Origin of the sequence: Salinicola lusitanus (genome assembly GCF_038648475.1) — a bacterium.
In the GTDB taxonomy this organism is placed as follows: Bacteria; Pseudomonadota; Gammaproteobacteria; order Pseudomonadales; family Halomonadaceae; genus Salinicola; species Salinicola lusitanus.
Map to the genome: position 1 here is coordinate 2,698,347 of NZ_CP151919.1, position 26,009 is coordinate 2,724,355.

Genomic DNA, 26,009 nt, shown 5'->3' on the forward strand with positions numbered 1-26,009 from the left:
CGCTAGGGTTTGCCTCCCAGGAAGCCCCTATTCTTATTCCGTCCTGCCATCTTCGTGTTGATGGCGACCGTGAGACATCGACCATGACAGCTCCTATCGTCAGCGCTCAACGCCAGACCCATCTCAAGCAGCTCGAAGCCGAGTCCATCCATATCATCCGCGAGGTCGCGGCCGAGTTCGGCAACCCGGTGATGCTCTACTCGATCGGCAAGGACTCCTCGGTGATGCTGCACCTGGCGCGCAAGGCGTTCTATCCCGGCCCGCCGCCGTTCCCGCTGATGCACGTCAACACCACCTGGAAGTTCAAGGAGATGATCGAGTTCCGCGACAAGATGGCCGCGGAGGTCGGCATGGAGCTGATCGAGCACATCAACGAGGAGGGGCGGGCCGCCGGCATCAACCCCTTCGACCACGGCAGCGCCAAGTACACCGACATCATGAAGACCCAGTCGCTCAAGATGGCGCTGGACAAGTACGGCTTCGATGCCGCCTTCGGTGGCGCGCGGCGCGACGAGGAAGCCTCCCGCGCCAAGGAGCGGGTCTACTCCTTCCGCGACAAGCACCACCGCTGGGATCCCAAGAACCAGCGCCCGGAGCTCTGGAACCTCTACAACGGCAAGGTCAACAAGGGCGAATCGATCCGCGTCTTCCCGCTCTCCAACTGGACCGAGCTGGATATCTGGCAGTACATCTACCTCGAATCGATCCCCATCGTCCCGCTCTACTACTCCGCGCCGCGCCCGGTGGTGGAGCGCGACGGCATGCTGGTGATGGTCGACGACGACCGGCTGCCGCTGGAACCCGGCGAGGTGCCGGAAGAGAAGTGGGTGCGATTCCGCACGCTCGGCTGCTACCCGCTCACCGGCGCGGTGGAGTCGAAGGCCGCCACGCTGCCGGAGATCATCCAGGAGATGCTGCTGACCCGCACCTCGGAACGCTCCGGCCGCGCCATCGACCGGGACCAGGTGGGCTCGATGGAGAAGAAGAAGCGGGAGGGGTACTTCTGAGCTACGAGCTACGAGCATCGAGCTGGTTATCGAGACTCGTGGCACTCGCCAGAAGCACTAGTCATTGACCATACCCGCCAAACATGAGGAGAGCACGGCCTGCTCGTAGCCCGAAGTTCGTGGCTCGCAGCGCTCGTGTCCAGGAGGAAACCATGTCACATGCTTCACCAAAGATTTCAGAGAACATCGATGCCTATTTGAAGGAGCACGAGCAGAAAGACCTGCTGCGCTTCATCACCTGCGGCAGCGTCGACGACGGCAAGTCGACCCTGATCGGGCGGCTGCTGCACGACTCCAAGATGATCTATGAGGACCAGCTGGCGGCGATCACCCTGGCGTCGAAGACCAGCGGAACGACCGGCGACAAGGTCGATCTGGCACTGCTGGTGGATGGCCTGCAGTCGGAGCGGGAGCAGGGCATCACCATCGACGTCGCCTACCGTTTCTTCTCCACCGACAAGCGCAAGTTCATCATCGCCGACACGCCGGGCCACGAGCAGTACACCCGCAACATGGCCACCGGCGCCTCGACCGCCAGTCTTGCGGTGATTCTGATCGATGCCCGCCACGGCGTGCAGGTGCAGACCCGGCGTCATAGCTTCATTGCCGACCTGCTGGGCATCCAGCATCTGGTGATCGCGGTCAACAAGATGGATCTGGTCGAGTATTCCGAGGCGCGTTTCGACGAGATCGTCGCCGACTATCGCGAGTTCGCCGAAAAGCTGAACGCCACGGACATTCGCTTCGTCCCCATGTCGGCACTCGACGGTGACAATGTCGTCAATCGCAGCGAGAAGATGGACTGGTACCAGGTCGACGGCAGGCCCGGGCCTGCGATGCTCGAGCTGCTGGAGAGCGTCGAGGTCGCCCACGACTCGAATCTCTCCGATCTGCGTCTGCCGGTGCAGTACGTCAACCGCCCGAATCTCGATTTTCGCGGCTACTGCGGCACGCTCGAGGCCGGGATCCTGCGCCCCGGCCAGGCGGTCAAGGTGCTGCCATCGGGCAAGCGCTCCACCGTCGAGCGCATCGTGACCTTCGATGGCGATCTGGAGGAGGCCTATCCCGGCCAGGCGATTACCGTGACGCTGCAGGACGAGATCGACATCTCCCGCGGCGACTGGCTGGTGGCGGCTAACGCCGAGGTGGCACAGTCCAGCGCGCTGACCGCCGATATCGTCTGGATGCATGACACCGCGCTCGAACCGGGTCGTCTCTACGATTTCAAGATCGGTACGCAGGAGATCGCCGGCAAGTTCGCTGCCATCGATTATCAGATCGACGTCAATACGCTTCGCCACCACGCGACCGAAACGCTGCCGCTCAACGCCATCGGCCGCTGCCGGGTCGAGCTGACCGCGAGCGTGCCGCTGGACGACTACCGCAAGAGCCCGGGAACCGGCAGCTTCGTGGTGATCGATCGGCTGACCAATATCACCGTCGGGGCCGGACTGATCCGCGGTGCCGTCGAAGGGGCGGCCGACGAGGTCGCTGGCAGCGTCGACTGGCGGGCGTTCGAGGTTGAATTCAACGCGCTGATCCGCAAGCACTTTCCACACTGGGAGGCGAAGGACATGCGCGCGCTGCTGAAAGATGTCGGACGCGAGGGGCGCTAAGGGCCAGAAACCCATGCCGTATCGCCGCCGACCCGGCCCTCCGGTGGCGTTTGGTCCCGGGGCTGCGGGGTGTATCATGTCGCTCCGGCCCGACGCTTGCGTCCGCGATTGAAAGGAAATCCTCATGCAGCACGTCAACTGGCAGCTCGATGGCATCGTGTCCCAGCTCCGCGCCACGCGCGAGCAGTGGCGCGCCCAGAATGGTCGCGAGAAGGAGAAGGGCTGCCGGGAATTGCCGTCGCGGCATCGCATCCGCGAGACGCTGGAGTTCCTGAGCGGGGCCATCTTCCCCATGCGCCTGGGACCCTCCGACCTGCGCAAGGAGAGCGAGGATTTCTACGTCGGCCATACCCTGGACCGTGCGCTCAACGCGCTGCACGAGGAGGTGCTGCTCGAACTGCGCTACATGGCGCGGCTCGGCGGTGACAAGGCTTCCGAGCATACGGCCACGGCAACGCAGATCATCCAGGGTTTCGCGGATAGCCTGCCGAGCCTGCGTCGTCGCCTCGACGACGATGTCATGGCGGCTTTCTACGGCGATCCGGCGGCGCGCAGCGTCGATGAAGTCCTGCTCTGCTATCCCGGCGTTCATGCGGTGATCTACCATCGCATCGCGCACTACTTCTATCAGGCGGGGGCCGGGCTGGTGGCGCGGATCATCGCCGAGCTGGCCCACTCCGATACCGGTATCGACATTCATCCCGGCGCGCAGATCGGTGAGGGGTTCTTCATCGATCACGGCACCGGCGTGGTGATTGGCGAGACTGCGATCATCGGCAATCGCGTGCGTCTCTACCAGGCGGTCACGCTGGGCGCCAAGCGTTTTCCGGCGGATGAGAAAGGGCATCTGGAGAAGGGCCTGCCGCGCCACCCCATCGTCGAGGATGACGTGGTCATCTATGCCGGTGCGACCATCCTGGGTCGCATCACGGTCGGCAAGGGGTCGGTCATCGGCGGTAACGTCTGGCTGATCTGCAGCGTGCCCCCCAAGAGCAATATCACCCAGGCCAACACCCAGTCGGGGCCCTGTCCCTAGGCAGCGCGACCTAACCCATGGGCTTGCGTGCGATGAGCGTGGCGCGGCGCGGCGCGGGGTGGCCTTCGATCGTCTTCGAGCGGTCGTCCGGGGCCAGAAAATCGGCCAGCGAATGGAAGGTCATCCACTCCGTGGCGCGCTGCTCGTCGAGACTGGTGACGGTCTCGTCGACGCAGCGGATCGCCTCGAAGCCGCAGCGTTGGAGCCAGTGTGCCAGCGCCCGCGACGACGGCAGGAAGTAGACATTGGGCATGCTGGCGTAGCGCTCACCGGGCATGAAAACGGTCTGTTCGTCGCCTTCGACCACCAGGGTCTCCAGCACCAGTTCGCCGCCGGGGGCGAGGGCATCCTTGAGTTGGAGGAGATGCTCCAGCGGCGAGGCGCGGTGATAGAGCACGCCCATCGAGAACACGGTATCGAAGGCGGCGAGCTTTTCCGGCACGTCCTCGATGCCCACCGGCAGGAAATGGGTGCGATAGTCATCCGCGTCGTCGACGAAGTGACGCACCGCCTGGAACTGGTAATAGAAGCGCGGCGAGGGGTCGATCACCAGTACGAAGGCGGCACCGGCGCCGGCCATGCGCCAGGCGTGGTAGCCGTTGCCGCCGCCCACGTCGAGCACCCGGCGGCCGGCAAGCGGAGAGAGGTGCGGAGCCACGCGCTGCCACTTCCAGTCCGAGCGCCACTCGGTGTCGATCTCGACACTGCCGAGCCGGTAGGGGCCCTTGCGCCACGGCATCAGAATACGCAGCAGGTTGTCGCAGCGGCGGCGATCGGCGTCGCTCAGCTCGACGTCCACCGCCACGGTGTCGTCAGTCAGGCCGACATCGCGCATCGCAGGGAGCGCAGGCAGCTTGGCCACCGCCTTCTCCCACGCCGGCAGATCACCGTGGCGCTGGCGGTCGAGCCCGCGGGCGAGCTGCTCGGGCAGGGCGGCCAGCCAGCGAGTCAGACCCTGATCGAGAAAGGCCAGATAGAGACGGCGCTCGGCTTCCGCGAGCGTGCGGGGACTCGGGTCAGGCATTCTGGGTGGCCGCCTTGGTCCCGGTGAGCGCGTCCTTGTCCTTGAAGGCGATGAGAGAGGCGAAGTTGAGATACTGGAACCAGGTCGTCACCCGCGAGAATCCGGCCTGCGTCAGCCGTTCGTGGTGCGTGGCCAGCGTATCCGGCACCAGCACGTTCTCCAGCGCGGTGCGCTTCTGGCTGATCTCCATCTCGCTGTAGCCGTTGGCTCGCTTGAAATCGTGGTAGCGCTCCACCAGCCAGGCGTTCTCCTGTTCGTCCTCCGCAACGATCTTCTCGGAGAGCACCAGGATGCCACCGGGCTCCAGCGCCGCGAACAGCTTGGCAATGACGGCATCGCGATCCGCCGGTGGCAGAAACTGCAGGGTGAAGTTGAGCACGATCATGCCGCTGGCCCGATAGTCCAGCCGGCGGATGTCACCCTCGACGAACTGCATCCGGTGGTCGGGGCTCTCGACGGCGGCGATCTCACGGGCGCGGCCGATCATCGTCGGGGAGAGATCGACGCCGGTCAGTTCGAAGGCATCGGCGGGCAGCCTTCCGGCCAGCGCCAGACCGACCGCCCCCAGCGAGCAACCCAGATCGTAGACGTGAGCGCCGTGACGCAGGTGGCGTTCGGCGATGACGCCGAACATGCCGAGAATCTGGCCATAGCCGGGTATCGAGCGTCGGACCATATCCGGAAAGCAGGCCACGACCCGCTCGTCGAAGGAAAAGCTCGCCACGCGATCGAGGGGTGTCGAAAAGATGGCGTCACGGTAAGATGCGTCAGTCATTGCCGGAAGATATTCTTAATTGGGAGAGCGTGAAGCGAGCGAAGCGACTGTGGCATGCCCGCTGCGGCCATAGTGTACGTTTTGCGTCTCTTCGCTGCACGTGACAAGGAGAGCCATAGATGTCGATTCGCGAAACCCAGGCATGGAAAGCGCTCGAGCAGCAGCTCGAGGGTGGCATGCGGGATATTCATCTGAAGACCCTGTTCCAGCAGTCACCACGTTTCGAAACGTTCTACCTGGAAGCCGCCGGGATCCAGATGGACCTTTCCAAGCAGCGCTGGACGACGGAAGTCCGGGAAGGGTTGCTCTCGTTGGCACGGGATGCCGGCGTGCCTGACGCGATCCAGCGCCTGCTGTCGGGCGAACGGGTCAACCGGACCGAGGACCGACCCGCGCTGCACACGGCGCTGCGTCTGCCACGCGAGGCCCAGCTCGAGGTCGAGGGTGTCGACGTGGTCGGCGAGGTCCATGCCACCCTCGACAAGATGGAGACGCTGGTCAACAAGCTGCTCAACGGGCAGTGGCGTGGTGCCACCGGCAAGCCGATCACCGACGTGGTCAACCTCGGCGTCGGCGGTTCGGACCTGGGGCCGCTGATGGTCACCTCTGCGCTCACCGACTTCGAGCCCGACGACGTGTTCGAGGTATCGACGCACTTCGCCTCCACCATGGACGGCTCCCAGCTGGCGGACTTCCTGAGCTGGCTCAATCCCGAGACGACCCTGTTCATCCTGTCGTCCAAGTCCTTCGGCACCATCGACACGCTTTCCAACGCGTCCACTGCGCTGGACTGGATCTCGACGCGCCTGGGCGGCGACGAAGCGCTGATCAAGCGCTTCCATTTCGTCGGCGTCTCCACCAAGCCCGAGAAGATGACCGAGTGGGGCATCGACCCCGCCAACCAGCTGCTGTTCTGGGACTGGGTCGGTGGTCGCTACTCGCTGTGGAGCGCCATCGGCCTACCGATCGCCATCCGTGTCGGCATGGACAACTTCCGCCAGCTGCTGGCGGGGGCCCATGCCATGGACGAGCATTTCCGCACCGCCGACCTGGCGGAGAACCTGCCGGTACAGCTGGGGCTGATCGGCATCTGGAACGTCAACTTCCTGGATATCCGCTCCCATGCGGTACTGCCCTACGACGGCCGGCTCAAGCACCTGCCGGGCTATTTCCAGCAGTTGGAGATGGAGTCCAACGGCAAGTCGGTGACCAATGGCGACGCCGTGGTCGACTACTCCACCTGCCCGGTGATCTGGGGCGAGATCGGGCCCAACGGCCAGCACGCGTTCTATCAGTTGCTGCACCAGGGGACGCAGCCGGTGGCGTGCGATTTCATCGCGCCGGTCAATCGCTACAACGATGTCGAGGACGAGCGCTTTCGTGACGACTTGATGGCTCAGCATCGGCTGGCATTGGCCAACTGCTTCGCGCAGTCCCGGGTGCTGATGCTGGGCGACGATGCCGTGAAGTCCGAGAGTACGCCGCCCAGCTACATGCGCTACCGTGGCAACCAGCCATCCTCCACGTTGATGTTCGACAGTCTCAATCCGGCCACGCTGGGTGCTCTGATCGCTCTCTATGAGCACAAGGTGTTCGTGCAGGGCGTGATCTGGGACATCGATTCGTTCGACCAGTGGGGCGTCGAGCTGGGCAAGAAGATCGCCACCGAAACCGAGGAGATCATTGCCACGCAGAGCGGTCTGGATAGTCTCGACGACTCCAGTCGTGGCCTGATCGAGGCGATCTGGAGAGGGCAGACGTCGCGGTGACGGCGCGGAAGCTCAGGGGCGGCCGGTGCTAGCCGAGCCGACCCCGGCCGTGCAGCCCGTCAGGGCGCTGCTCTACCTGCACGGCTTCAACAGCAGCAGCGCTTCTCCCAAGGCCCGGCTGGTCAAGGCGGCCTGCGAGGCGTTGGCGCGTCACCATGAGCGTCCTTTCGCCTGCCTGACGCCGGACCTGTCGCACCGCCCGGATCTGGCCCTGGCGCAGGCGGAGTCGGCCCTCGAGGTCCTGGGGCGCGAGAACACGCTGGTGGTCGGCAGTTCCATGGGCGGCTTTCTGGCCACGCTGCTGGCGGAGCGCCATGGCCTGCGCGCCGTGCTGATCAATCCGGCGGTCAGGCCGGCCCGCTTCGTGGCCGATTACCTGGGACAGACGCTGGTCAACGAGGCGTCCGGCGAGCGTTTCACGATCGACAATAGCTATTTCGATCAATTGACCTCACAGCAGTGGGACCGCATCGTGCAGCCGTCGCGCTATCTGCTGCTGCTGGGCAGTAACGACGAGACGCTGGATTGCCGTGACGCGGTACGTGCCTATGCTGGCAGTCGCACGTTGATCCATCCCGGTGGCGATCACGGCTTCGAGGTGCTGCAGGACTATCTGCCGGTACTGTTCGCCCATGGCGGCTGGCAGGTGCCGACCCCGTTCTCGATAGCGTGATCCTGGCCAGCCGACGACGAGTGGCGAAACCGATACTGGATATTTGACCAGTCGTGTATGATCGTCGCGACGCTGACCCTGTGAACATTGATCCAGTCAATACGGCGAGACCCTGCATGACGCAATACAGTGCTAGCTCCATCGAGGTACTCTCCGGCCTCGATCCGGTCCGGAAACGGCCGGGTATGTATACCGACACCTCCCGTCCCAACCACCTGGTGCAGGAAGTCATCGACAACAGCGTCGACGAGGCGCTCGCGGGGCATGCGCGCGAGATCCGCGTCGTGCTGCTGGCGGATGGCGGGATCGAGGTTTCCGACGACGGGCGGGGCATGCCGATCGACGTGCATCCCGAGCACGGCGTGACCGGGGTGGAACTGATCCTGACGCGGCTCCACGCCGGCGGCAAATTCTCCCAGTCGAGCTACCGCTTCTCCGGGGGGCTGCACGGGGTTGGCGTCTCGGTGGTCAATGCGCTGTCGACGCGCCTCGAAGTCGAGGTGTGTCGCGAGGGCAATCGCTACGGCATCGCCTTCGAGAAGGGCGAGAAGGCCGAGGAGCTCTCGGTCATCGGCAGCTGTGCCAAGCGGGCCACGGGTACGGTCGTGCGCTTCTGGCCGGAAGTCGAATACTTCGACAGTCCCAGACTGTCGCTGCCGAAGTTGAAGCACCTGCTGCGCGCCAAGGCCGTGCTCTGTCCGGGTCTCAAGGTGGTGCTCAAGGAGTCCGACGGCGCCGAGAACGTCTGGCAGTACGAAGACGGTCTACGCGACTATCTGGCCCAGGCGGTGGACGGTTTCGAGGTACTGCCGGCGTCGCCGTTCACCGGCCATTTCGAGGACGACGAGCAGGGCGTCGACTGGGCGATCCAGTGGCTGCCGGAGGGCGGCGAGCCGGTGCTGGAGTCCTACGTCAACCTGATCCCCACGCCGCTCGGCGGTACTCACGTCAACGGTTTTCGCAGTGGTCTGCTCGAGGCGGTGCGCGAGTTCTGCGAGTACCGCAGTCTGCTGCCGCGCGGCGTCAAGCTTAGCCCGGAGGATCTGTGGGAGAAGGTGTCGTTCGTCCTCTCGATCAAGATGCTCGACCCGCAGTTCGCCGGTCAGACCAAGGAGCGTCTGTCGTCGCGCACGGTGGCGGGGTTCGTCTCCGGCGTGGTCAAGGATGCCTTCTCGCTGTGGCTCAACCACCATGTCGACCAGGCGGAGCAGCTGGCCGAACTGGTGATCAACGCCGCCCAGCGACGCCAGAAGAGTGCCAAGAAGGTGGCGCGCAAGAAGATCACCTCAGGACCCGCCTTGCCCGGCAAGCTGGCCGACTGCTCCGGTCAGGATCCGGTCTCGAGCGAGCTGTTCCTGGTCGAGGGGGACTCCGCAGGGGGCAGCGCCAAGCAGGCGCGCAACCGGGAGACCCAGGCGATCCTCCCGCTGCGCGGCAAGATCCTCAACACCTGGGAAGTCGAATCCGCCGATATCTACAGCTCGCAGGAAGTTCATGACATCGCCGTGGCGATCGGCCTCGATCCGGGTAGCGACGACCTCTCCAAGCTGCGTTACCACAAGGTCTGCATTCTCGCCGATGCCGACTCCGACGGTCTCCATATCGCCACACTGCTGTGCGCGCTGTTCGTGCGCCACTTCCCGGCGCTGGTCGATGCCGGTCACGTCTTCGTCGCCATGCCGCCGCTCTACCGAATCGATCTGGGCAAGGAGGTCTTCTATGCCCTCGACGAGAGCGAGAAGGCGGCGACGCTCAAGCGTCTGGAGGGCAAGCGGGGCACCCCCAACGTGCAGCGTTTCAAGGGCCTGGGCGAGATGAGTCCGCTACAGCTGCGCGAGACCACCATGGCGGTCGATACCCGGCGGCTGGTCCAACTGACCCGGGAACTCAACGACGGCACGCTGGAGATGATGGACATGCTGCTGGCGCGCAAGCGGGCGGGGGATCGCAAGAGCTGGCTGGAAGATTACGGCAATCTGGCGGAGATCGAAGTCTGAGCATGCCTGCGCGTGGCTCATACGGCGTTGAACGCTGAGCGCCGAATGCTCCCAGTCAACTCCGCTTCGTCGCTCATCTTTCGCCTTGTCTGAGTCACGCTCGGCGATGCCCTCGAGGGATGTCGAGAGGCAACGATCGGGAGATCGAATCGTTGAATAGGAATCGATAAATGACCATGGATATCCAGGTGGCGGAGGGCGACGTCGAGCGCCTCTCGCTCAAGGAGTACACCGAGAAGGCGTATCTCGATTATTCGATGTACGTGATCCTCGACCGGGCGTTGCCGCACATCGGCGACGGCATGAAACCGGTGCAGCGGCGCATCGTCTACGCCATGCGCGAGCTGGCGCTGAATGCCAATGCCAAGTACAAGAAGTCGGCGCGTACCGTCGGCGACGTATTGGGTAAATTCCACCCTCATGGTGACAGCGCCTGCTACGAGGCGATGGTGCTGATGGCGCAGCCGTTCAGCTACCGCTACCCGCTGGTCGACGGCCAGGGCAACTGGGGGAGCCCGGACGATCCCAAGTCCTTCGCCGCCATGCGCTATACCGAAGCGCGGCTGTCGCGCTTTTCCGAGACGCTGCTGACGGAGCTGGGCCAGGGCACCGTCGACTGGACGCCCAATTTCGACGGCACCATGAACGAACCGGCGGTGCTGCCGTCGCGACTTCCCCACGTGCTGCTCAATGGCGGTACCGGCATCGCCGTCGGCATGGCGACCGATATCCCACCCCACAACGTGGTGGAAGTGGTCGAGGCGACCTGCCACCTGCTGCGCCAGCCCCAGGCCAGCGTCGCCGATCTGATGACGCATCTGCCGGCACCGGACTTCCCGACGGATGCCGAGATCATTTCGCCGGCCAGCGATCTACGCAAGCTCTACGAAACCGGTCGCGGCTCGGTCAAGTTGCGTGCCCGTTACGAGCGCGAGGACGGCAATATCGTCATCACCGCGGTACCGTACCAGGTCAGCGGGGCCAAGGTGCTGGAGCAGATCGCCGCCCAGATGCAGGCCAAGAAACTGCCGATGGTGGCGGATCTGCGCGACGAGTCGACCCACGAGACGCCGACCCGGCTGGTGATCGAGCCGCGCTCCAACCGTATCGATGTCGAGGGGCTGATGGCGCACCTGTTCGCCACCACCGATCTCGAGAAGAACATCCGCGTCAATCTCAACGTGATCGCTCTCGACGGCCGGCCGCGGGTGATGCCGCTGAACGAGATGCTCGGCGAATGGCTGATGTTCCGGCGTACTACCGTGCGCCGGCGTCTGGAGCATCGCCTCGGCAAGGTCGAGGATCGCCTGCATATCCTCGAGGGCCTGCTGGTCGCCTACCTCAATATCGACGAAGTGATTCGCATCATTCGCGAGGAGGACGAGCCCAAGCCGGCACTGATGAGCGCCTTCGGCCTCAGCGATCGCCAGGCCGAGGCGATTCTGGAACTGCGCCTGCGTCACCTCGCCAAGCTCGAGGAGATGAAGATCCGTGGCGAGCAGGACGAACTCGAGGCCGAGCGCAAGCGTCTGAAGAAGCTGCTGGGCAGCGAAACGGCAATGACCGACCTGATCGAGAGGGAGCTGCGTGAGGCGGCTGAAACCTACGGCGATGCCCGTCGTTCGCCGCTGGTCGAGCGGGCCGAGGCCAGGGCGCTCTCCGAGGTCGAGCTGGTCGGTGCCGACCCGGTCACCGTGGTGCTCTCCGAGAAAGGCTGGATTCGGGCCGCCCGCGGTCACGATATCGATCCCGCCGGGCTCTCCTACAAGGCGGGCGACAAGTTCCATCTCGCCACCCGCGGCAAGACCAATCAGCCGCTCGTACTGCTCGATGACAGCGGTCGCAGTTACACCCTCTCCGCGCACAACCTGCCTTCGGCGCGGGGGCAGGGGGAGCCGGTGACCGGGCGAATCAATCCGCCGGCCGGATCGTCGATGATCGGGCTGATGCTCGACGTGCCCGACGCACGCTATCTGCTCGCCTCCGATGCCGGCTACGGTTTCGTGGTCAAGCTCGAGGATCTGCTCGGCAAGAACAAGGCGGGCAAGGCGGTGCTGTCGGTGCCCGCCGGCTGCAACGTGATACCGCCGCAGGCGATTCCCGCGGGCGACAACATTCGGGTGGCGGTGGTGTCCAACGAGGGTCGGCTGCTGGTGTTCGACCTTTCCCAGTTGCCGGAGATGGCCAAGGGCAAGGGTAACAAGATGATCTCGATCCCCGGTCAGCGGGCCGCCAATCGCGAGGAGTTCGTGCGCGACCTGGTGCTGCTGCCGGAGGGTGCGGCGCTGATCGTACACGCCGGCCGGCGCAAGCAGACGCTGAAAGCGGGCGATCTCGACTACTATTCCGGCGAGCGTGGCCGTCGAGGCAGCAAGCTGGCGCGTGGCTTCCAGAAAGTGGATCGGCTCGAGGTCGAGTCCTGAGGGGCATCGTTGGGTCTCGTCATCAGCGACGAGCGTCGACAACGCCTCTGCCATGGCTGACGGTCGGTTGAATCTATAAAGAGAGGGCGCCTCGGGCGCCTCGTGGGGAAAAGATGTCACAACGTTTTGTGGTGCGAGCCACCGGCCCGGCGCGACCAGGTCAGACGGCTGCACTGGGTACGGCGCTGGTCAGCGCCAACTGCCGCCTACTGGACTTGAGCCAGCACGTCGCTTTCGGCGAGGTGACACTGGAGGCACTGGTCGAAACCGCCGACGATCTCGGGGCCATGCTGCCGACGGCCGGCGACGTGTTCGGGCTGGACTGCCGGGTCGAGAAGGTATCTGCCGAGAGTGAAGCGCTATGGGCGGACGTGGCCAAGGACGCTCGCTGGGTGCTGACCCTGATGGCCCCCCGGTTGTCCGCCGAGGTCATGGCGGAAGTCGGCGCGTTGACCGCCGAGCACGGCTTGATCATCGAGCGTGTCAAACGGTTGTCCGCCGCGGGCCAGCTCGACATGGACGCCTCGCCGGCCGGCGCCGGCGCTTGCCTGGAGTGGCGGCTCGGCGGCGCGATAGAAGATGCGGTGTCACTGCGCGAAAAGATCCTGGCGTTGAGCGAGCGCTTCGGGGTCGACGTGGCGTTGCAGCGATCGAATGCCTGGCGCCGACATCGTCGGCTGATCTGTTTCGATATGGATTCGACGCTGATCCAGGCCGAGGTCATCGACGAGCTGGCGCGCCGACATGGCGTCTACGAGGAAGTCGCCAGCGTGACCGAGCGCGCCATGCGTGGCGAACTCGACTTCCAGCAGAGCTTCCGTGAACGCATGAGCAAGCTCGAGGGCCTGGATGAGTCGGTGTTGGCGGAGATCGCCGAGTCATTGCCGCTGATGCCGGGGCTGGAGCGATTGATGCGCTATCTCAAGCGTCTGGGTTACCGGACCGCGATCCTCTCCGGTGGGTTCACCTATTTCGCTCGTCACCTGCAGCAGCGCCTCGGTTTCGACGAGATCCACGCCAACGAGCTGGTGATCCGCGACGGCAAGGTGACCGGCGAGGTCGCCGAGCCGATCGTCGATGCCGGGCGCAAGGCGACGATGCTCAGGCAGATCGCCGAGCGCGAGGGGTGGGACCTGGCCCAGACCGTGGCCGTGGGCGATGGCGCCAACGACCTCGAGATGCTGGCGACGGCTGGGCTCGGCGTGGCCTTTCACGCCAAGCCGCTGGTGCGCCGTCAGGCACGGCAGTCGGTCTCTACCCTGGGGCTGGACGGCTTGCTCTACCTGCTCGGCTACTCTGCCGCCGAACTGGAAGAACTATCGCGGGGCGAGTGACGCGCATCGGACGTTAAGTTCAAGGCGCGATGGCCGATAACGATAGCTTACATAGTTTTACATTTATGCTTTTGTGACTGCTTTTCGTTATCGGAGCTTCCATGTCTGACTCTGCCTCGACGGACATCCATCAAGCCAAGGCCAAGTGGGAGTGGCTGGAGCCGCTCTGGCTGCAGGGCGGCGTCAATCTCGCGTTCAACCACGCAGGCAGCGCGTCCTGGCCGGTGCTGCTGGACGATGTCACCGTCGACGAGGCGCTCGTCATCGACGTGTCGGCCGTGCCGGCGCTGGCGGATCCTCTGGAGAAGGGGGATTCATTCCACCTTGTGGGCCATGTCATGGGAGCGCTGGTTCGGACGTCTCCGCTGGCCGTGATGGAGCGGTTGGAGGATACGTCACGCGTCCGGTTTCGTTGCACCTATCCCGACTACCTGAGCACCATCCATCGCCGCGGCACGTTTCGCGCGCCGCTGCGTGCCGAGATGGGCGTCGGTACCCGCCTCACCCTCGCGGAGGATGCGCCCGTCGTGGATGCCGACCTCTGCAACCTGTCGCTCGGCGGGTGCCTGCTATCGATGCGGCTGGCCGATGCGGTGGCGCTGACACCCGACCAGCCCATCTTTTCCCTGGAACTGCATTTTCCCAATCAGCAGCGTCTCGAACTCAAGGGGCACGTCCGACACATCCGCACCAACGATGAATGGACAAGGGCACTGGTCGGCTGCGAGTTCGACGAACTTCCGATCGATAGCGAGCGCATGCTCTGGTTTTGTGTCAAGGAGATCGAGCGTGAAGATGCGAGGCGGGCACAGAGTAGCGAGAAGCCCCTGGAACCCTCGGGGCTGTTCCTGACCCCGAGCGGGCGTCGACTTCCGCAGCCCCCTTCCGGAATCGCCGCGGAGAAGCCTGCGGCTACGGTCGGCAATACGGTCGCGCGACAGTTGCAGCGGGTCGCGGACTATCTCAATGCGCAGAGCCTGCAGCTCCAGAACGGCGGCACGATATCGTCCACGCTGCTGTCGCGTCATGCGGATACGATCATCGCTCTCGGCGGGCCGGGGCGTGAGTCGCTGCTTTATGCCATGGGCTATCTCGATGCGGAGCCCGTGGCCGTGCAACATGCGTTGGTCGTGGCGATCCGGGCCGTCGATCTGGCGCGCCAGCAAGGATTCGACAGCGAAACCTTGAAGGCGGTCGCGGCCAGCGCTCTGGTGCACGACCTGGGCAAGGCGTCGTTGCCGAGCGATCTGCTGGAGAGTCGCGATGGGCTGACCGAGGCGCAGCGGGCACTGCTGCCGGGCCACGTTCATCGGATAAGCGAACGTGTGGCCGATTGCCGCTGGCTGTCGCCAGAGATCGCCGCGCAGGTGATCGGGCAGGTCAACGAGAGGCTCGATGGCAGCGGCTATCCGCTCGGGGTCCATGGTGCCGCCATCGGCGAGCTCGGCCGGATGATCGCGGTGGTGGACGTCATCGATGCCTTGACGCGACCACGTGCCGACCGCGCTGCCTGGTCGCTGGTCGAGGCTTACCGCCATGTGCTGGGCGAGGCGACGGCTTTCGATAACAGATGGGCCCGGCGCTACGTGCGGCTGTTCGGGGTCACGCCGGTGGGATCGCTGGCCCGTTATTCCAGCGGGGCCCTGGCCTGGGTGCAACGTCTGGATGCGCAAGCCCGTCCATCGCAGGTTCACATGGTGCTCAATGCCAACAGTCCGCGGCGCCGGCTGGATCTGGTGCTGGCGCAGCGGGATCTCGACCAGTTGGGGCGTCTGGAAGGCGCTGTTCAGCCCGCAACCTACGGCTTGTCGCTGGCCAATAGCGGCTTGCGCTCGGCCGTTCGCGAGTAGCGCTATCGTCTGCCGCGCTCTCCAGTGGCGCGCCGAGATCGTCGGGGGTGCGACCCTGGCCGGGAGTGGCCAGGGGCTTGGCCATTGGCCGCCGCTCGTTGACAAAAAGGAACATTGGCACAGCGGAGACATGGCGCAGATTGGACCACACTGAAAACCTCGAGCTTCATGGCACAGGAGGTAATCGCATGGTCGAAATGCACGGCTCCAGGGCGCTCGCGGGCTTCATGCCGCCCCACGTTCTCGAACGCATCATGTCTCACGGCAACACGAGGCTTCAGCAATGCGCGCGGATGACGCTGCAGGCCGACGCCCAGTTCCGGCTGCGCAACGCTGCCGCGCCCATGGCGCGCCCGGCGGACAGCGGCCGGCCGGGCCAGGCCGCGCGATATATCTACTCCGCCGGTAACCAGCAGACCCTGCCCGGCAATCTGGTACGGGAGGAGGGGGCACCGGAAAGCGGGGATGTCGCCGTGGACGAGGCGTATCAGTGGTTGGGTGCCACGCATCTGTTCTACTGGCAGGTCTTCGAGCGCGACTCCATCGATGGTGACGGGATGGCGTTGCTGGGCACGGTTCACTATGGCGAGGATTATGACAACGCCTTCTGGAATGGCGCCCAGATGGTGTTCGGCGACGGCGACGGCGAGCTGTTCAACCGCTTCACGGCGGCGCTGGATGTGGTCGCTCACGAGTTGACCCATGGCGTCATCGAGCGCGAGGCCGGTCTCGTCTACGCGGATCAGTCCGGTGCCCTGAATGAATCCCTGGCGGATGTCTTTGGCGTCATGGTCAAGCAGCACCACTTCGAGCAGAACGTCGAGGAGGCGGACTGGCTGATCGGCGAGGGACTCTTGACCGACCGGGTCAATGGTCGGGCGCTGCGCTCGATGGCCAAGCCGGGAACCGCCTATGACGACCCGGTACTGGGCAAGGATCCTCAGCCGGGGCATATGGACGACTTCGTGCGAACGTCATCGGACAATGGTGGGGTACATATCAATTCGGGTATTCCCAACCGGGCATTCTACCTGGCGGCTACCAGCCTGGGCGGGTTTGCCTGGGAGCAGGCGGGGCCGGTCTGGTTCGATGCGCTGACCGATTCACGTCTGCAACGCGATGGCGATTTTGTCCAATTTGCCCGGTTGACGGTCGATTGTGCCGCCAAGCGCTTCGGTAGCGACAGCGCTGCCATGCGGGCCGTCAACCAGGCGTGGGTCGATGTGGGCGTTCTGTCATGACCGGCAACGGATCGAGCGGCAATGACCTTCTCGAACCGACCAGCGTGATCATCGTCACCCGTGAAGGGGGATTCGTCGTGACGCCTGGACTGTCGGCGCCGCGCAAGATCGAGTGCAGGCAACTGAACGAGCATCAACGACGCCGACTCCAGGCGGTGCTCGACGAACTCGATCGGCATTGCGGCGAGTCGGCCTCGGCGGGAGCCGACCGGCGTTCCTTTCGGGTCACGCTGGAGGTGACGGCAGGGTGTCCCCGGCGTGAATGGGAACTGGACGAGAGTGCAGCACCCAGGTCATTGATTGGGCTATGGAAACGCGGCGTCGAGGAGCTGGACGAGAGTGCCGACTAACCGCGGAAGCGAAGGGTATGGGAGTTTTTTTGATTTTTCGAGGAACTCCATCGCGCTACCGCACTCTGATCTAGTAGCCCAGGACGGGCGCACAGCGTAGGCCGGGCCTGAATTGGGTCCGGCTTCTTTTTTGTCTAACGTCGCCCACTTCTTTGGCCTCGGTGTCGATAATACCTATCCTATGGCGAGCCGGCCTGGCTCGTTTTTTTGTGCCTGTCGATCCTGAAACCTCGTTGTCCTGAGCATGGGCGGCGGCAGGTCGGGCAGAGGTGTGGGGGAGCTTATGCGTCAGCGAATTCCGCCGCGGTTATGGCGTTGGGCAGGCGCCTGCCTGCTGGTGGCGCTCCTGACCCTGCTGCTGGCAGCCGGGTTAGGCGGGAAGGGGACGCTTGGGCTCTCGTCGCATTCGCCCGGTGACCAGACATCCGTTACGGCCGAGGCGCGGTTGCAGCACGCCTTCGAGGCGCGAAGAGATGACTTCTGGATCGAGGCCTCGGGGCGGGTCGTGCGGGTGCTGCCGGACGATCTCGACGGGAGTCGCCACCAGCGGATCATCGTCGCGCTCGACACTGGCCAGACCTTGTTGATTGCCCACAATATCGACCTGGCCCCGCGGATCGAATCTCTCGAACCGGGCAGTCATCTAGGTTTTCGGGGCGAATATGTCTGGAATGCCCGGGGCGGCGTCATCCACTGGACCCATCACGATCCCGGTGGCGACAGGTTGGGTGGATGGCTGGAGTATCGGGGCAGGCGCTATCGCTAGGCTCGCCCGCGAGGTGGCGGCGCTCGTTCACTGCCATGACGCCGTCCACGGAGTGGGCTGCTGTCCGATATCAGCGAGCGTAGACCCGCATCCGGCGTTTGGCGGGCCGGTGGCTAGAGTGCCAGCGGCGGGACAGCCACCACATGCCGAGCCAGTCCCGGGCGTGCCCCAACGATCCGGCAGCCAATCGCCAGGGAGAGGCATGGGCCGAGGGCGCCCGGAGGTTGACCCGGTAGCTGCCAGTCTGGCCGCCACGGCGACGAATCAGCAGCGGGAGGAATCGCTGCAGCTTGTCGACGGATGGCAGTGCCACCAGCGCTTCCCGCTTGACCAGGCGCAGACCGCAGCCGTCGCCATCGGCGAGTTCGATGCCGGCGCTTCTGAAGACGCGGAAGAGGGCTCGCTTCCAGCGACAGCGAGGGTCGAGGGGAATCCCCTCGACCAGCGTCAACCCCTGGTGCTCTGCCTCGCAGAGCATGTCGGGGATGTCGTGGGGGTCATCCCGGCCATCGGCGGCCAGCGTCGCGATCCACTCGCCCCGCGCCAGATTGCCGGCTCGCCACGACGCGGCGTCGCTGCCGGTGGGCGTGGAGTGGCGATAGAGCCTGATCCGGTCATCGGTAACGGCCAGGCGTGCCAAGCGGTCGTGGTCGCCCCCGCCCGAGGCGTCGTCGATGATCACGAACTCCAGGGCGGTAGCGTGCCGAAGCGCACTGGATGCCTCCGCGACCACGTGTTCGACGCGGTGAGAAGCGTCGTGGACGATGATGACAAGTGATAGCTTGGGCAGCTCGAGCATGATGAAATCCTGTAGGTTTCCAAAGCGTCGACTTTGCTCGTCGTGTTCGGAACCCGCACTATGGCAGCCTATTCTTAAAATCGGCTTAGTGAATCACCAAGCCCCCATCGGATGCGCTGCTTATTTTCCAACAGGTTCGTGACAGTGGAAGGTCAGGCAGAGGGAAGCGGGAACCAATGGCGTGTTGCCGTGGTATTGATAGAGCCGAATTGACAGAGCCGAGTGTCGCCGCAGGCAGCGGCCGTGAGAGAGAACGCCATGAGGGTAATGCTGGTTGAGGACGATCCGTTGCTTGGGGAGGGGGTCGTCGATGTCCTTCAACGCGAACAAATGGTGCCCGAGTGGCTGACCGAAGGGCGTGGCGTCTGCGAAGCGCTGGAGGGTTCCAACTTCGACGCGCTGATACTGGATCTGGGACTGCCCGACATCGACGGCTTCGAGATCCTCAGGCAGTTGCGGGAGGGGCAGAGCCAGATTCCCGTGCTGGTGCTGACGGCGCGGGACGAGGTGGTCGATCGTATCCGCGGTCTCGACAGCGGCGCGGATGACTATCTCGTCAAGCCTTTCGACAATGGTGAGCTGCTGGCCCGTTTGAGGGCGTTGGTCCGACGCAGCGCGGGACGTGCGTCTCCGGTGGTGACGTGTGGCCGGCTGTCGCTGGATCCGGCTGCTCATGAAATACGCTTCGATCGGGTCGTCGTGGCGCTGGGGCGTCGGGAACATGACCTGCTTGCCCATCTGATGACGCATCCCGGGCAGGTATTTACCCGCGACCAGTTGGTGGAAGTGCTTTACGGCTGGGACGCCGAGGTCGAGAGCAACGTCATCGAGGTCCATGTCCACCATCTGCGGCGCAAGTTCGGGAGCGACGTGGTGGCGACAGTGCGTAACGTCGGCTATCGACTGGGGGCGATGGGTTGATCTCGATTCGCCGCTACCTCAGGCGTGTTCTGCTGTTTTCGGTGACCCTGATCACCGCGATCGCGGCGCTCTGGAGCTATCACGACACGCGGGACCAGATCAACGAACTGTTCGATGCTGAACTGGCGCAGACCACGCGCACCATGGTGGCGCTCTATTTCGAGTATCGCGGTGATCAGGGTCGAACCAGCGATGACCTGATCGCCGATCTACAGATGCAGCCGGTGATGGTCCCCGACAACGCCACCGACGCGCCGACGCCGCTAGGCCATCCGTACGAGAAAAAGTTGGGATTCCAGATCTGGGACGACGACGGCCACGCCCTGTTGGGCATGAGGACGCCGGGCGTGCTGGATACGCTGATCCCCGTGCCGGGTTACGCGCAGACTGCGGGTGATCATCACGACTGGCGCACGTTCACGCTGTATGACGAGGTTCACGGCGTGTGGGCCAGTGCCGCCCAGCGCGACGACGTGCGCGACGAGCTGACCTGGCAGATCGCGCTGCGCAATCTGATGCCGCCGGTGATCGGAGTGCTGTTGATCGCCCTGCTGATCCCTTTCGTCATCGCCCGCGGCTTCTCTCCCCTGTTGCGTATCAGCCGTCAGATCACGGCGCGCCGGCCGAGCTATCTGGAGCCGATCGATGGCAGCGAGGCCCCCGAGGAGATTCGGGGTATGGTCGAGGCGCTGAACGGGCTGTTTGGTCGCCTGGCGGAAACGCTGGAGAAGGAGCGCCGTTTCACCGCCAATGCCGCCCATGAGTTGCGCACCCCGCTGGCCGCGATCAAGGTCCACGCCCAGAACCTTGCCAGCGATACCGCCGAGGAGCGCTCGCAGCGCGGCGCGCGCTCCATCATCAATGGCGTCGACCGCATGACGCGAGTCGTCGAACAGCTGCTGACGCTCTCCCGCCTCGAGAGCGGCGAGGGCATGAACCGGCAGATGGTGGGCCTGAACCGGCTGGGGCGGGAGCTGCAGCGGGACATGCAGCCGCTGGTCGAGCGGCGAGGCATCCACTTCACGCAGGAAATTCCCGATGCACTCCAGATTCGCAGCTACGAGAACGGCCTCTACGTGCTGCTGCGCAATCTGCTCGACAACGCCTTGCGTTACACCCCCGAAGAGGGCGAGGTGAGATTGCGGATGTGGCAGACTGGGGACCGACTGCATATCGAGATCGCCGACAGCGGCCCGGGGATAGCGGTCGCCGAACGTGAGCGTGTCTTCGAGCGATTCGTACGCCTGGCGGGGCAGCAGACCAGTGGATCCGGGCTGGGCCTGTCGATCGTGCAGGAACTGGCCGAGAGGCTCGGCGGGGAGATCCGGCTAGATCAGACGTCGCTGCCGGTCGAGAGTGGGCTGAGTGTTCACGTCACGCTGCCGCTGGCGTGAGGTTGCCGCCGTCTGGTGTTCAATCGTCGACCGTCAACAGGAGTTTGCCGATGCTTCGCTTTCTGATCCCCCTCCTGGCCTTGGTCCTGTTCATGGGTTACACGGTCTTCGCCATCGCCACCAGCGACCAGAGCCTGAGCGCTTTCGCCAGTGAGCTGATGCGCCGGCCGACCACGGCGCTGGTGGTGTTCGACGTCTATCTGGCGCTGCTGATGATCGCCACCTGGATGTTCTTCGATGCCCGGCGCCGGGGGCACGGGCTGGCCTATCTGCTGGTGTTCTACGTCATCACCTTCTGCTTCGGCTCGGCCGGGCCGCTGGCCTATCTCACCCTGCGCGGCTGGCGTGACTGGAGCGCCGCGCCGAGGCGCACGTCCTCGTCCTCATAGCGGGGTCTTGCTCGCCTCGCCGGGGAGCTCGCGCACCAGCCTCGGCATCAGAAAGCCGGGCAGGCGTTGGCGCAGCGATGCCACCAGCGCCCGTGCGCTGTCGTCGTCGACATCGAAGTGGGCCGCGCCGCTGACCGGATCGAGCACGTGCAGGTAGTAGGGCAGCACACCGGCGGCGAACAGCCGTTCCGACAGCTCGGCCAGGGTATCCACCTGATCGTTGACGCCACGCAGCAGTACGCTCTGGTTGAGCAGGGTGACGCCGGCCGCCGCCAGGCGCCGGCAGGCGTCGACCACCGCGGTGTCGATCTCCTGGGCGTGATTGATGTGCAGCACCATCACCTTCTGCAGGCGTGTGCCGCCGAGCCAGTCGAGCAGGGCGGCATCGACCCGGTCGGGAATCACCACCGGCAGACGAGTGTGGATACGCAGGCGCTGGAGGTGGGGGATCGTCTCCAGCCGGGCGACCAGTTCGGCGAGACGTCGGTCCGGTGACGCCAGTGGGTCGCCGCCGGAGAGGATCACCTCGCGGATCGAGGCATCCTCGCGCAGATAGTCGAGGCTGGCGTCCCACTCGCGCATCGAGGGGGCGTGCTCGGCGTAGGGGAAGTGGCGCCGGAAGCAGTAGCGGCAGTTGATCGCACAGGTCGGGCTGGCGATCAGCAGTACCCGCCCGGCGTATTTGTGGATCAGGCCGGGTCGCGGGGTGTGTTCGCGTTCGACCAGCGGGTCGTCGACGAAGCCGCCGACCGCCTCCTGCTCCGCCGCCAGCGGTAATACCTGACGCAGCAGCGGGTCGTCAGGATCGGCGTGGCGGATACGCGCCAGGTAGGCTTCGGGCACCCGCACCGGGAACAGCGCATGGCCCGCGCTGGCGCCGGGCAGCAGCGCCGGGTCGAGGCCGAGGCGCTGGCACAGCACCAGCGGGTCGCGAATCACCTCTTGCAGCTGACGCTGCCACGCAGCAGGCGCGCGCGGTTCGGCTTCACGATGCACGGCGATCGGGGTTCGGGTTATCATGCGGACCACCTGAGTTAGAACGCGCCCTGGCAGCGCTGTTACGGAATTCTCGTCGCGGACGCCCCGCGATCGTTCATTAGTGAGGAAACATGGCGAACTATTCTACCAACGAATTCAAGGGCGGCCTGAAAGTCATGCTGGATGGCGACCCGTGTAACATTCTCGAGAACGAATTCGTCAAACCCGGCAAGGGACAGGCGTTCAACCGCGTCAAGCTGCGCAACCTGATCACCGGTCGGGTCTGGGAGCGGACCTTCAAGTCGGGCGAGTCGCTCGAGGGCGCCGACGTCATGGATCTCGACATGGAGTACCTCTACACCGACGGTGACATGTGGCACTTCATGAAGACCGACGGCTCGTTCGAGCAGTACGCGGTGGACCGCAAGGCGATCGGCGACGTCGAGAAGTGGCTCAAGGAGCAGGCGGTCTACACCGTCACCCTGTGGAACGACAACGCCATCGCCGTCAGCCCGCCCAACTTCCTCGAGCTCGAAGTGGTCGAGACCGATCCGGGCCTCAAGGGTGACACCGCCCAGGGTGGCTCCAAGCCGGCCAAGCTCTCCTCTGGTGCCACGGTGCGAGTGCCGCTGTTCATCAACCAGGGTGAAGTGCTCAAGATCGATACCCGCACCGGCGAGTACGTCTCCCGCGCCTGACGCTGGCGTCGTGCCGGCTTCGAAGTCGCGCGGGTGCAGGTCGGGTCTCAGCCAGGTTGGCCACGCTTCGGCGTGGCCTTTTGCGTTCTCCCGCCGGCCGCGGCCGGCGGGGTCGAATTGCCGGCGTGCTCGCGCCGTCTAGCGCCGCGGCGCCACCGGAGGAGATCGGGATGGGCAGACTGGCAGGGCGAACCGCCCTGATCACCGGCGCGGCCAGCGGTATCGGCCTGGCCACGGCGCGGCGCTTTGCCGCCGAGGGCGCCGACCTGGCGTTGCTCGACCGCGCCCCGTACGCCCTGGCGCAGGCGCGCGAGTGCATCGAGCAGGAGAGCGGCCGCCGGGTGGTGGGCGTCGAGGCCGATGTCGCCGAGGCCGACAGCGTCACCCGCGCTGTGGCCGAGGCCGGGGCGGCGCTGGGGGCGCTGCAGCTGGTGGTCAATGCCGCCGGGGTCAACGTGTTCAGCGATCCGTTGGCGACCGACGAGGCGAGCTGGCGGCGCTGCCTGGCGATCAATCTGGAGGGGGCCTGGCATGTGATCCAGGCGCTGCTCCCGGAGATGCTGGCACGCGGCTATGGCCACGTGGTCAATATCGCCTCGGTGCATGGCCACAAGATCATTCCCGGTGCCTTTCCCTATCCGGTGGCCAAGCATGGCCTGATCGGGCTGACCCGCGCGCTCGGGATCGAATACGCCGCCCGCGGGCTGCGCTTCAACTCGATCTCGCCGGGGCTGATTCGTACCCCATCGGCCCAGAAGTGGCTGGATGGCCTCGACGCGGCCGAGCGTCAGCGCCAGATTGCGCTGCTGCCGTGCCAGCGCATCGGCGAGGCGGAGGAGGTGGCCAACACCGCCCTGTTCCTGGCCAGCGACGAGGCGCGTTTCATCAATGCCACCGATATCCTGATCGACGGTGGCCGCAGCCAGGTCTATCACACGTGACGATGACGCCCAGCCCAGACGACTGGCAGCCCTCGGCAACGCGCGAGACGCTGCGCCAGCGGGCGCGGCTGCTGGCGGCGGTACGCGCTTTCTTCGCTGCCCGCGACGTGCTCGAGGTGGAGACCCCGATTCTCGGACATGCCGGGAGTACCGACCCGCACCTCGACTCGCTGTCGCTGCGCGCGACCACCCCCGCCGGACGCGAGACGCTGTGGCTGCAGACCTCGCCGGAGTTCCATATGAAGCGGCTGCTGGCGGCGGGCAGCGGGCCAATCTTCCAGCTCGCCCGCAGCTTTCGCGATGGCGAAGTAGGGCGGCGTCACAATATCGAGTTCACCATGCTCGAGTGGTATCGCCCCGGCTTCTCGCTGGCGGCGCTGATCGACGAGTGCGAGGCGCTGATCCGCACGCTGATACCGGCGGCCGGCCCGGCACGGCGGCGACGCTATCGCGAGCTGTTTCGCGAGGCGCTGGCGCTCGACCCCTTCACCACGCCCCTGGCCGAGCTGCGGCGGGTGGCGGGCGAACGCGGCGGGCTCGACATGGCCGACAGCGATCGCGATGGCTGTCTCGACCTGCTGATGAGTCTGGCCATCGAGCCGACGCTGGGGCAGGACGGCATCGACGTGGTCGTCGACTATCCAGCCAGCCAGGCGGCGCTGGCGCGCAAGCGGGTCGACGAGGAGGGCACCGAGATCGCGTCTCGCTTCGAGATCTATCTGCAGGGCCTCGAACTCGCCAACGGCTATGACGAGCTGACCGACGCCCAGGAGCAGGCCGCCCGCTTCGAGGATGACAATCGCCAACGCGCGGCGCTTGCCAAGTCGGCTGTCGCCGTCGACCGTCGGCTCGTCGCCGCCCTGGCGCACGGCATGCCCGCGGGCAGCGGGGTGGCGCTGGGGATCGACCGCTTGATCCAGCTGGCGCTGGGCAAGGCGTCGGTTGCCGAGGTCATGGCGTTCCCGACGCCGCGCTGCTGACCGGCCATGGCGCTGCTACCACGCCACCCGCCGTCTTTCACCGAAGGGCCATAGCGTCACGATCTCGCCGAGCAGTTGCTTGGCGGCCGGCGACAGCGGCCGCTGACGGCGCACGATGACATGGGATTCGGCTTCCCGGAACACCGGATGATCGACCTCCAGCGCCACCAGTTGGCCGCGCCGCAGTTCGTGCAGCAGCGCCACACTGCCGATGAAGGTGACGCCGTTGCCGGAGCTGACGTACTGCTTCAGCGTCGCCAGGGAGTTGCTGACCAGGCTGGCATGGAAATGTCGCTTGCTGAGGATTTCCACGGCATCGATCAACTGGCGAATGCCGTAGCCGTGACCCACCAGGCCCAGGGGCCACTCGAGGATGGCGTCCAGCGCGAGCGGCTGGGGCAACCGGGTGAGCGGATGCGCGGGGTGGACGATGGCGCAGAGCGGCTGGCGGACGGCGGCCACCGACTCGACGCCGGGGATCAGCCGAGGCGCATAGGCAACGCCGATATGTGCCTGGCCCTCGTAGACCTGGCGCACCACCTCGTTGACGCTGGCCAGGGTCATCTCGATCGTCAACTGCGGATGGCGGGCGCAGAAGTCGTTCATCACCCCACTCATCAGCCGATCGCTGTACCCCTCGCTGATCGACAGGCTGATATGGCCGCGCTGCAGGCCGTCCAGCTCGGCCAGCTGTCCGAACAGCGTCTGCTCGGCGACATCCCGCTCGCGATAGAAGTCGAGCAGGATGCCGCCGGCCTCGGTGGCCCGAACACCGCGGCCATGGCGCTCGACCAGGGTCAGACCGAGCGCCTGCTCGAGCTGCCGGATCTGCCGGCTGATGACGGAGGGTTCCACATCCAGTCGGTCCGATGCGGTGCGGATCGAGCCGGCCTCGAGCGCCTGCGAGAGGTAGTAGAGCCAGCGGCTGTTCAGATGGGCCGGGAACTTGTCGTTGTCATGCGCCACGGGGAGAGTCCACAGGGTTGGAATCACGAAGCATGCTTCGAGCGTTGCCTTTCAGGCAACACTGACCTGTCGACGAAAGTAT

General features: G+C 65.2%; 23 protein-coding genes. 18 read left to right on the top strand and 5 right to left on the bottom strand.

The genetic code is table 11. The annotated features are described in order from the left end of the window. Nucleotides 1-83: 83 nt before the first annotated feature. The 3 genes from cysD to epsC all read left to right on the top strand — a co-directional run bounded on the left by cysD (nucleotide 84) and on the right by epsC (nucleotide 3,659). Nucleotides 84-1,007, top strand: a complete 924-nt coding sequence (gene cysD / locus AAGT95_RS12140; protein WP_280337917.1) for a sulfate adenylyltransferase subunit CysD — start codon at nucleotides 84-86, stop codon at nucleotides 1,005-1,007. A 152-nt stretch (nucleotides 1,008-1,159) separates the two neighbouring features. Next, nucleotides 1,160-2,623, top strand: coding sequence for a sulfate adenylyltransferase subunit CysN (gene cysN, locus AAGT95_RS12145; protein WP_110600568.1), 1,464 nt, complete (start codon nucleotides 1,160-1,162; stop codon nucleotides 2,621-2,623). A 124-nt stretch (nucleotides 2,624-2,747) separates the two neighbouring features. Further along, nucleotides 2,748-3,659, top strand: coding sequence for a serine O-acetyltransferase EpsC (gene epsC, locus AAGT95_RS12150; protein WP_110600570.1), 912 nt, complete (start codon nucleotides 2,748-2,750; stop codon nucleotides 3,657-3,659). A gap of 10 nt (nucleotides 3,660-3,669) precedes the next feature. Here epsC and cmoB read toward each other — a convergent pair whose 3' ends face one another. Continuing rightward, entirely contained in the window at nucleotides 3,670-4,683 is a 1,014-nt protein-coding gene (gene cmoB / locus AAGT95_RS12155) for a tRNA 5-methoxyuridine(34)/uridine 5-oxyacetic acid(34) synthase CmoB (RefSeq protein ID WP_342593945.1), read from the bottom strand. After that, nucleotides 4,676-5,458, bottom strand: a complete 783-nt coding sequence (cmoA, locus tag AAGT95_RS12160; protein ID WP_110600574.1) for a carboxy-S-adenosyl-L-methionine synthase CmoA — start codon at nucleotides 5,456-5,458, stop codon at nucleotides 4,676-4,678. The genes cmoB and cmoA overlap by 8 nt, the downstream gene beginning before the upstream one ends. Before the next feature lie 119 nt (nucleotides 5,459-5,577). On the opposite strand from cmoA, the gene pgi reads away from it, so the two are divergent. From pgi to AAGT95_RS12205, 9 genes are all read left to right on the top strand, one after another. Beyond that, nucleotides 5,578-7,227 (top strand): glucose-6-phosphate isomerase, encoded by a 1,650-nt coding sequence (gene pgi / locus AAGT95_RS12165; protein ID WP_342593946.1) that lies wholly within the window; start codon nucleotides 5,578-5,580, stop codon nucleotides 7,225-7,227. 25 nt (nucleotides 7,228-7,252) lie between these two features. Then, the gene (locus tag AAGT95_RS12170) at nucleotides 7,253-7,900 is read left to right on the top strand and encodes a YqiA/YcfP family alpha/beta fold hydrolase (RefSeq protein ID WP_342593947.1); all 648 of its coding nucleotides are present in this window, start codon (nucleotides 7,253-7,255) and stop codon (nucleotides 7,898-7,900) included. A gap of 116 nt (nucleotides 7,901-8,016) precedes the next feature. Further along, complete coding sequence (parE, locus tag AAGT95_RS12175) at nucleotides 8,017-9,897, top strand: DNA topoisomerase IV subunit B (RefSeq protein WP_110710228.1); 1,881 nt, start codon at nucleotides 8,017-8,019, stop codon at nucleotides 9,895-9,897. Nucleotides 9,898-10,067: 170 nt separating this feature from the next. Further along, nucleotides 10,068-12,320 carry a DNA topoisomerase IV subunit A gene (parC, locus tag AAGT95_RS12180; RefSeq protein WP_342593948.1) on the top strand — a complete coding sequence of 751 codons (2,253 nt, stop codon included), beginning with the start codon at nucleotides 10,068-10,070 and terminating at the stop codon, nucleotides 12,318-12,320. A 113-nt stretch (nucleotides 12,321-12,433) separates the two neighbouring features. Beyond that, the gene (gene serB, locus AAGT95_RS12185) at nucleotides 12,434-13,654 is read left to right on the top strand and encodes a phosphoserine phosphatase SerB (protein WP_342593949.1); all 1,221 of its coding nucleotides are present in this window, start codon (nucleotides 12,434-12,436) and stop codon (nucleotides 13,652-13,654) included. Nucleotides 13,655-13,755: 101 nt separating this feature from the next. After that, nucleotides 13,756-15,504 (top strand): HD domain-containing phosphohydrolase, encoded by a 1,749-nt coding sequence (locus tag AAGT95_RS12190; protein ID WP_342593950.1) that lies wholly within the window; start codon nucleotides 13,756-13,758, stop codon nucleotides 15,502-15,504. A 188-nt stretch (nucleotides 15,505-15,692) separates the two neighbouring features. After that, nucleotides 15,693-16,745: a M4 family metallopeptidase gene (locus AAGT95_RS12195; protein ID WP_240612366.1), complete on the top strand. Its 1,053-nt coding sequence runs from the start codon at nucleotides 15,693-15,695 to the stop codon at nucleotides 16,743-16,745. Beyond that, entirely contained in the window at nucleotides 16,742-17,095 is a 354-nt protein-coding gene (locus tag AAGT95_RS12200) for a protealysin inhibitor emfourin (RefSeq protein WP_342593951.1), read from the top strand. The genes AAGT95_RS12195 and AAGT95_RS12200 overlap by 4 nt, the downstream gene beginning before the upstream one ends. A gap of 283 nt (nucleotides 17,096-17,378) precedes the next feature. Then, nucleotides 17,379-17,861 (top strand): DUF3465 domain-containing protein, encoded by a 483-nt coding sequence (locus AAGT95_RS12205; protein WP_342593952.1) that lies wholly within the window; start codon nucleotides 17,379-17,381, stop codon nucleotides 17,859-17,861. Nucleotides 17,862-17,931: 70 nt separating this feature from the next. On the opposite strand, the gene AAGT95_RS12210 is transcribed toward AAGT95_RS12205, so the two are convergent. Then, on the bottom strand, nucleotides 17,932-18,660 hold the full coding sequence (locus AAGT95_RS12210; RefSeq protein ID WP_342593953.1) for a glycosyltransferase: 729 nt from the start codon (nucleotides 18,658-18,660) through the stop codon (nucleotides 17,932-17,934). Between the two features lie 258 nt (nucleotides 18,661-18,918). Here AAGT95_RS12210 and AAGT95_RS12215 point away from each other — a divergent pair, with 258 nt between their 5' ends. From AAGT95_RS12215 to AAGT95_RS12225, 3 genes are read left to right on the top strand one after another with little or no spacing between them, the layout of a single operon-like run. Beyond that, a complete protein-coding gene (locus AAGT95_RS12215; RefSeq protein ID WP_110710222.1) occupies nucleotides 18,919-19,581 on the top strand; it encodes a response regulator in 663 nt (220 codons plus the stop codon). Beyond that, nucleotides 19,578-20,975: an ATP-binding protein gene (locus tag AAGT95_RS12220; protein WP_342593954.1), complete on the top strand. Its 1,398-nt coding sequence runs from the start codon at nucleotides 19,578-19,580 to the stop codon at nucleotides 20,973-20,975. Before AAGT95_RS12215 ends, AAGT95_RS12220 begins: the two co-directional genes overlap by 4 nt. A gap of 50 nt (nucleotides 20,976-21,025) precedes the next feature. Continuing rightward, nucleotides 21,026-21,364, top strand: coding sequence for a DUF2834 domain-containing protein (locus tag AAGT95_RS12225; RefSeq protein WP_342593955.1), 339 nt, complete (start codon nucleotides 21,026-21,028; stop codon nucleotides 21,362-21,364). Here the strand turns inward: AAGT95_RS12225 and epmB are convergent. Then, nucleotides 21,359-22,384, bottom strand: a complete 1,026-nt coding sequence (gene epmB / locus AAGT95_RS12230) for an EF-P beta-lysylation protein EpmB (protein ID WP_342593956.1) — start codon at nucleotides 22,382-22,384, stop codon at nucleotides 21,359-21,361. The genes AAGT95_RS12225 and epmB overlap by 6 nt on opposite strands. An 89-nt stretch (nucleotides 22,385-22,473) precedes the next feature. On the opposite strand from epmB, the gene efp reads away from it, so the two are divergent. From efp to epmA, 3 genes are all read left to right on the top strand, one after another. Then, the gene (efp, locus tag AAGT95_RS12235; RefSeq protein ID WP_110674374.1) at nucleotides 22,474-23,040 is read left to right on the top strand and encodes an elongation factor P; all 567 of its coding nucleotides are present in this window, start codon (nucleotides 22,474-22,476) and stop codon (nucleotides 23,038-23,040) included. 170 nt (nucleotides 23,041-23,210) lie between these two features. Then, nucleotides 23,211-23,981 (top strand): SDR family oxidoreductase, encoded by a 771-nt coding sequence (locus AAGT95_RS12240; protein ID WP_342593957.1) that lies wholly within the window; start codon nucleotides 23,211-23,213, stop codon nucleotides 23,979-23,981. A gap of 2 nt (nucleotides 23,982-23,983) precedes the next feature. Further along, the gene (gene epmA, locus AAGT95_RS12245; RefSeq protein WP_342593958.1) at nucleotides 23,984-24,961 is read left to right on the top strand and encodes an EF-P lysine aminoacylase EpmA; all 978 of its coding nucleotides are present in this window, start codon (nucleotides 23,984-23,986) and stop codon (nucleotides 24,959-24,961) included. Between the two features lie 15 nt (nucleotides 24,962-24,976). Here epmA and AAGT95_RS12250 read toward each other — a convergent pair whose 3' ends face one another. Further along, a complete protein-coding gene (locus tag AAGT95_RS12250; protein WP_162302619.1) occupies nucleotides 24,977-25,927 on the bottom strand; it encodes a LysR family transcriptional regulator in 951 nt (316 codons plus the stop codon). Between the last annotated feature and the right edge of the window lie 82 nt (nucleotides 25,928-26,009).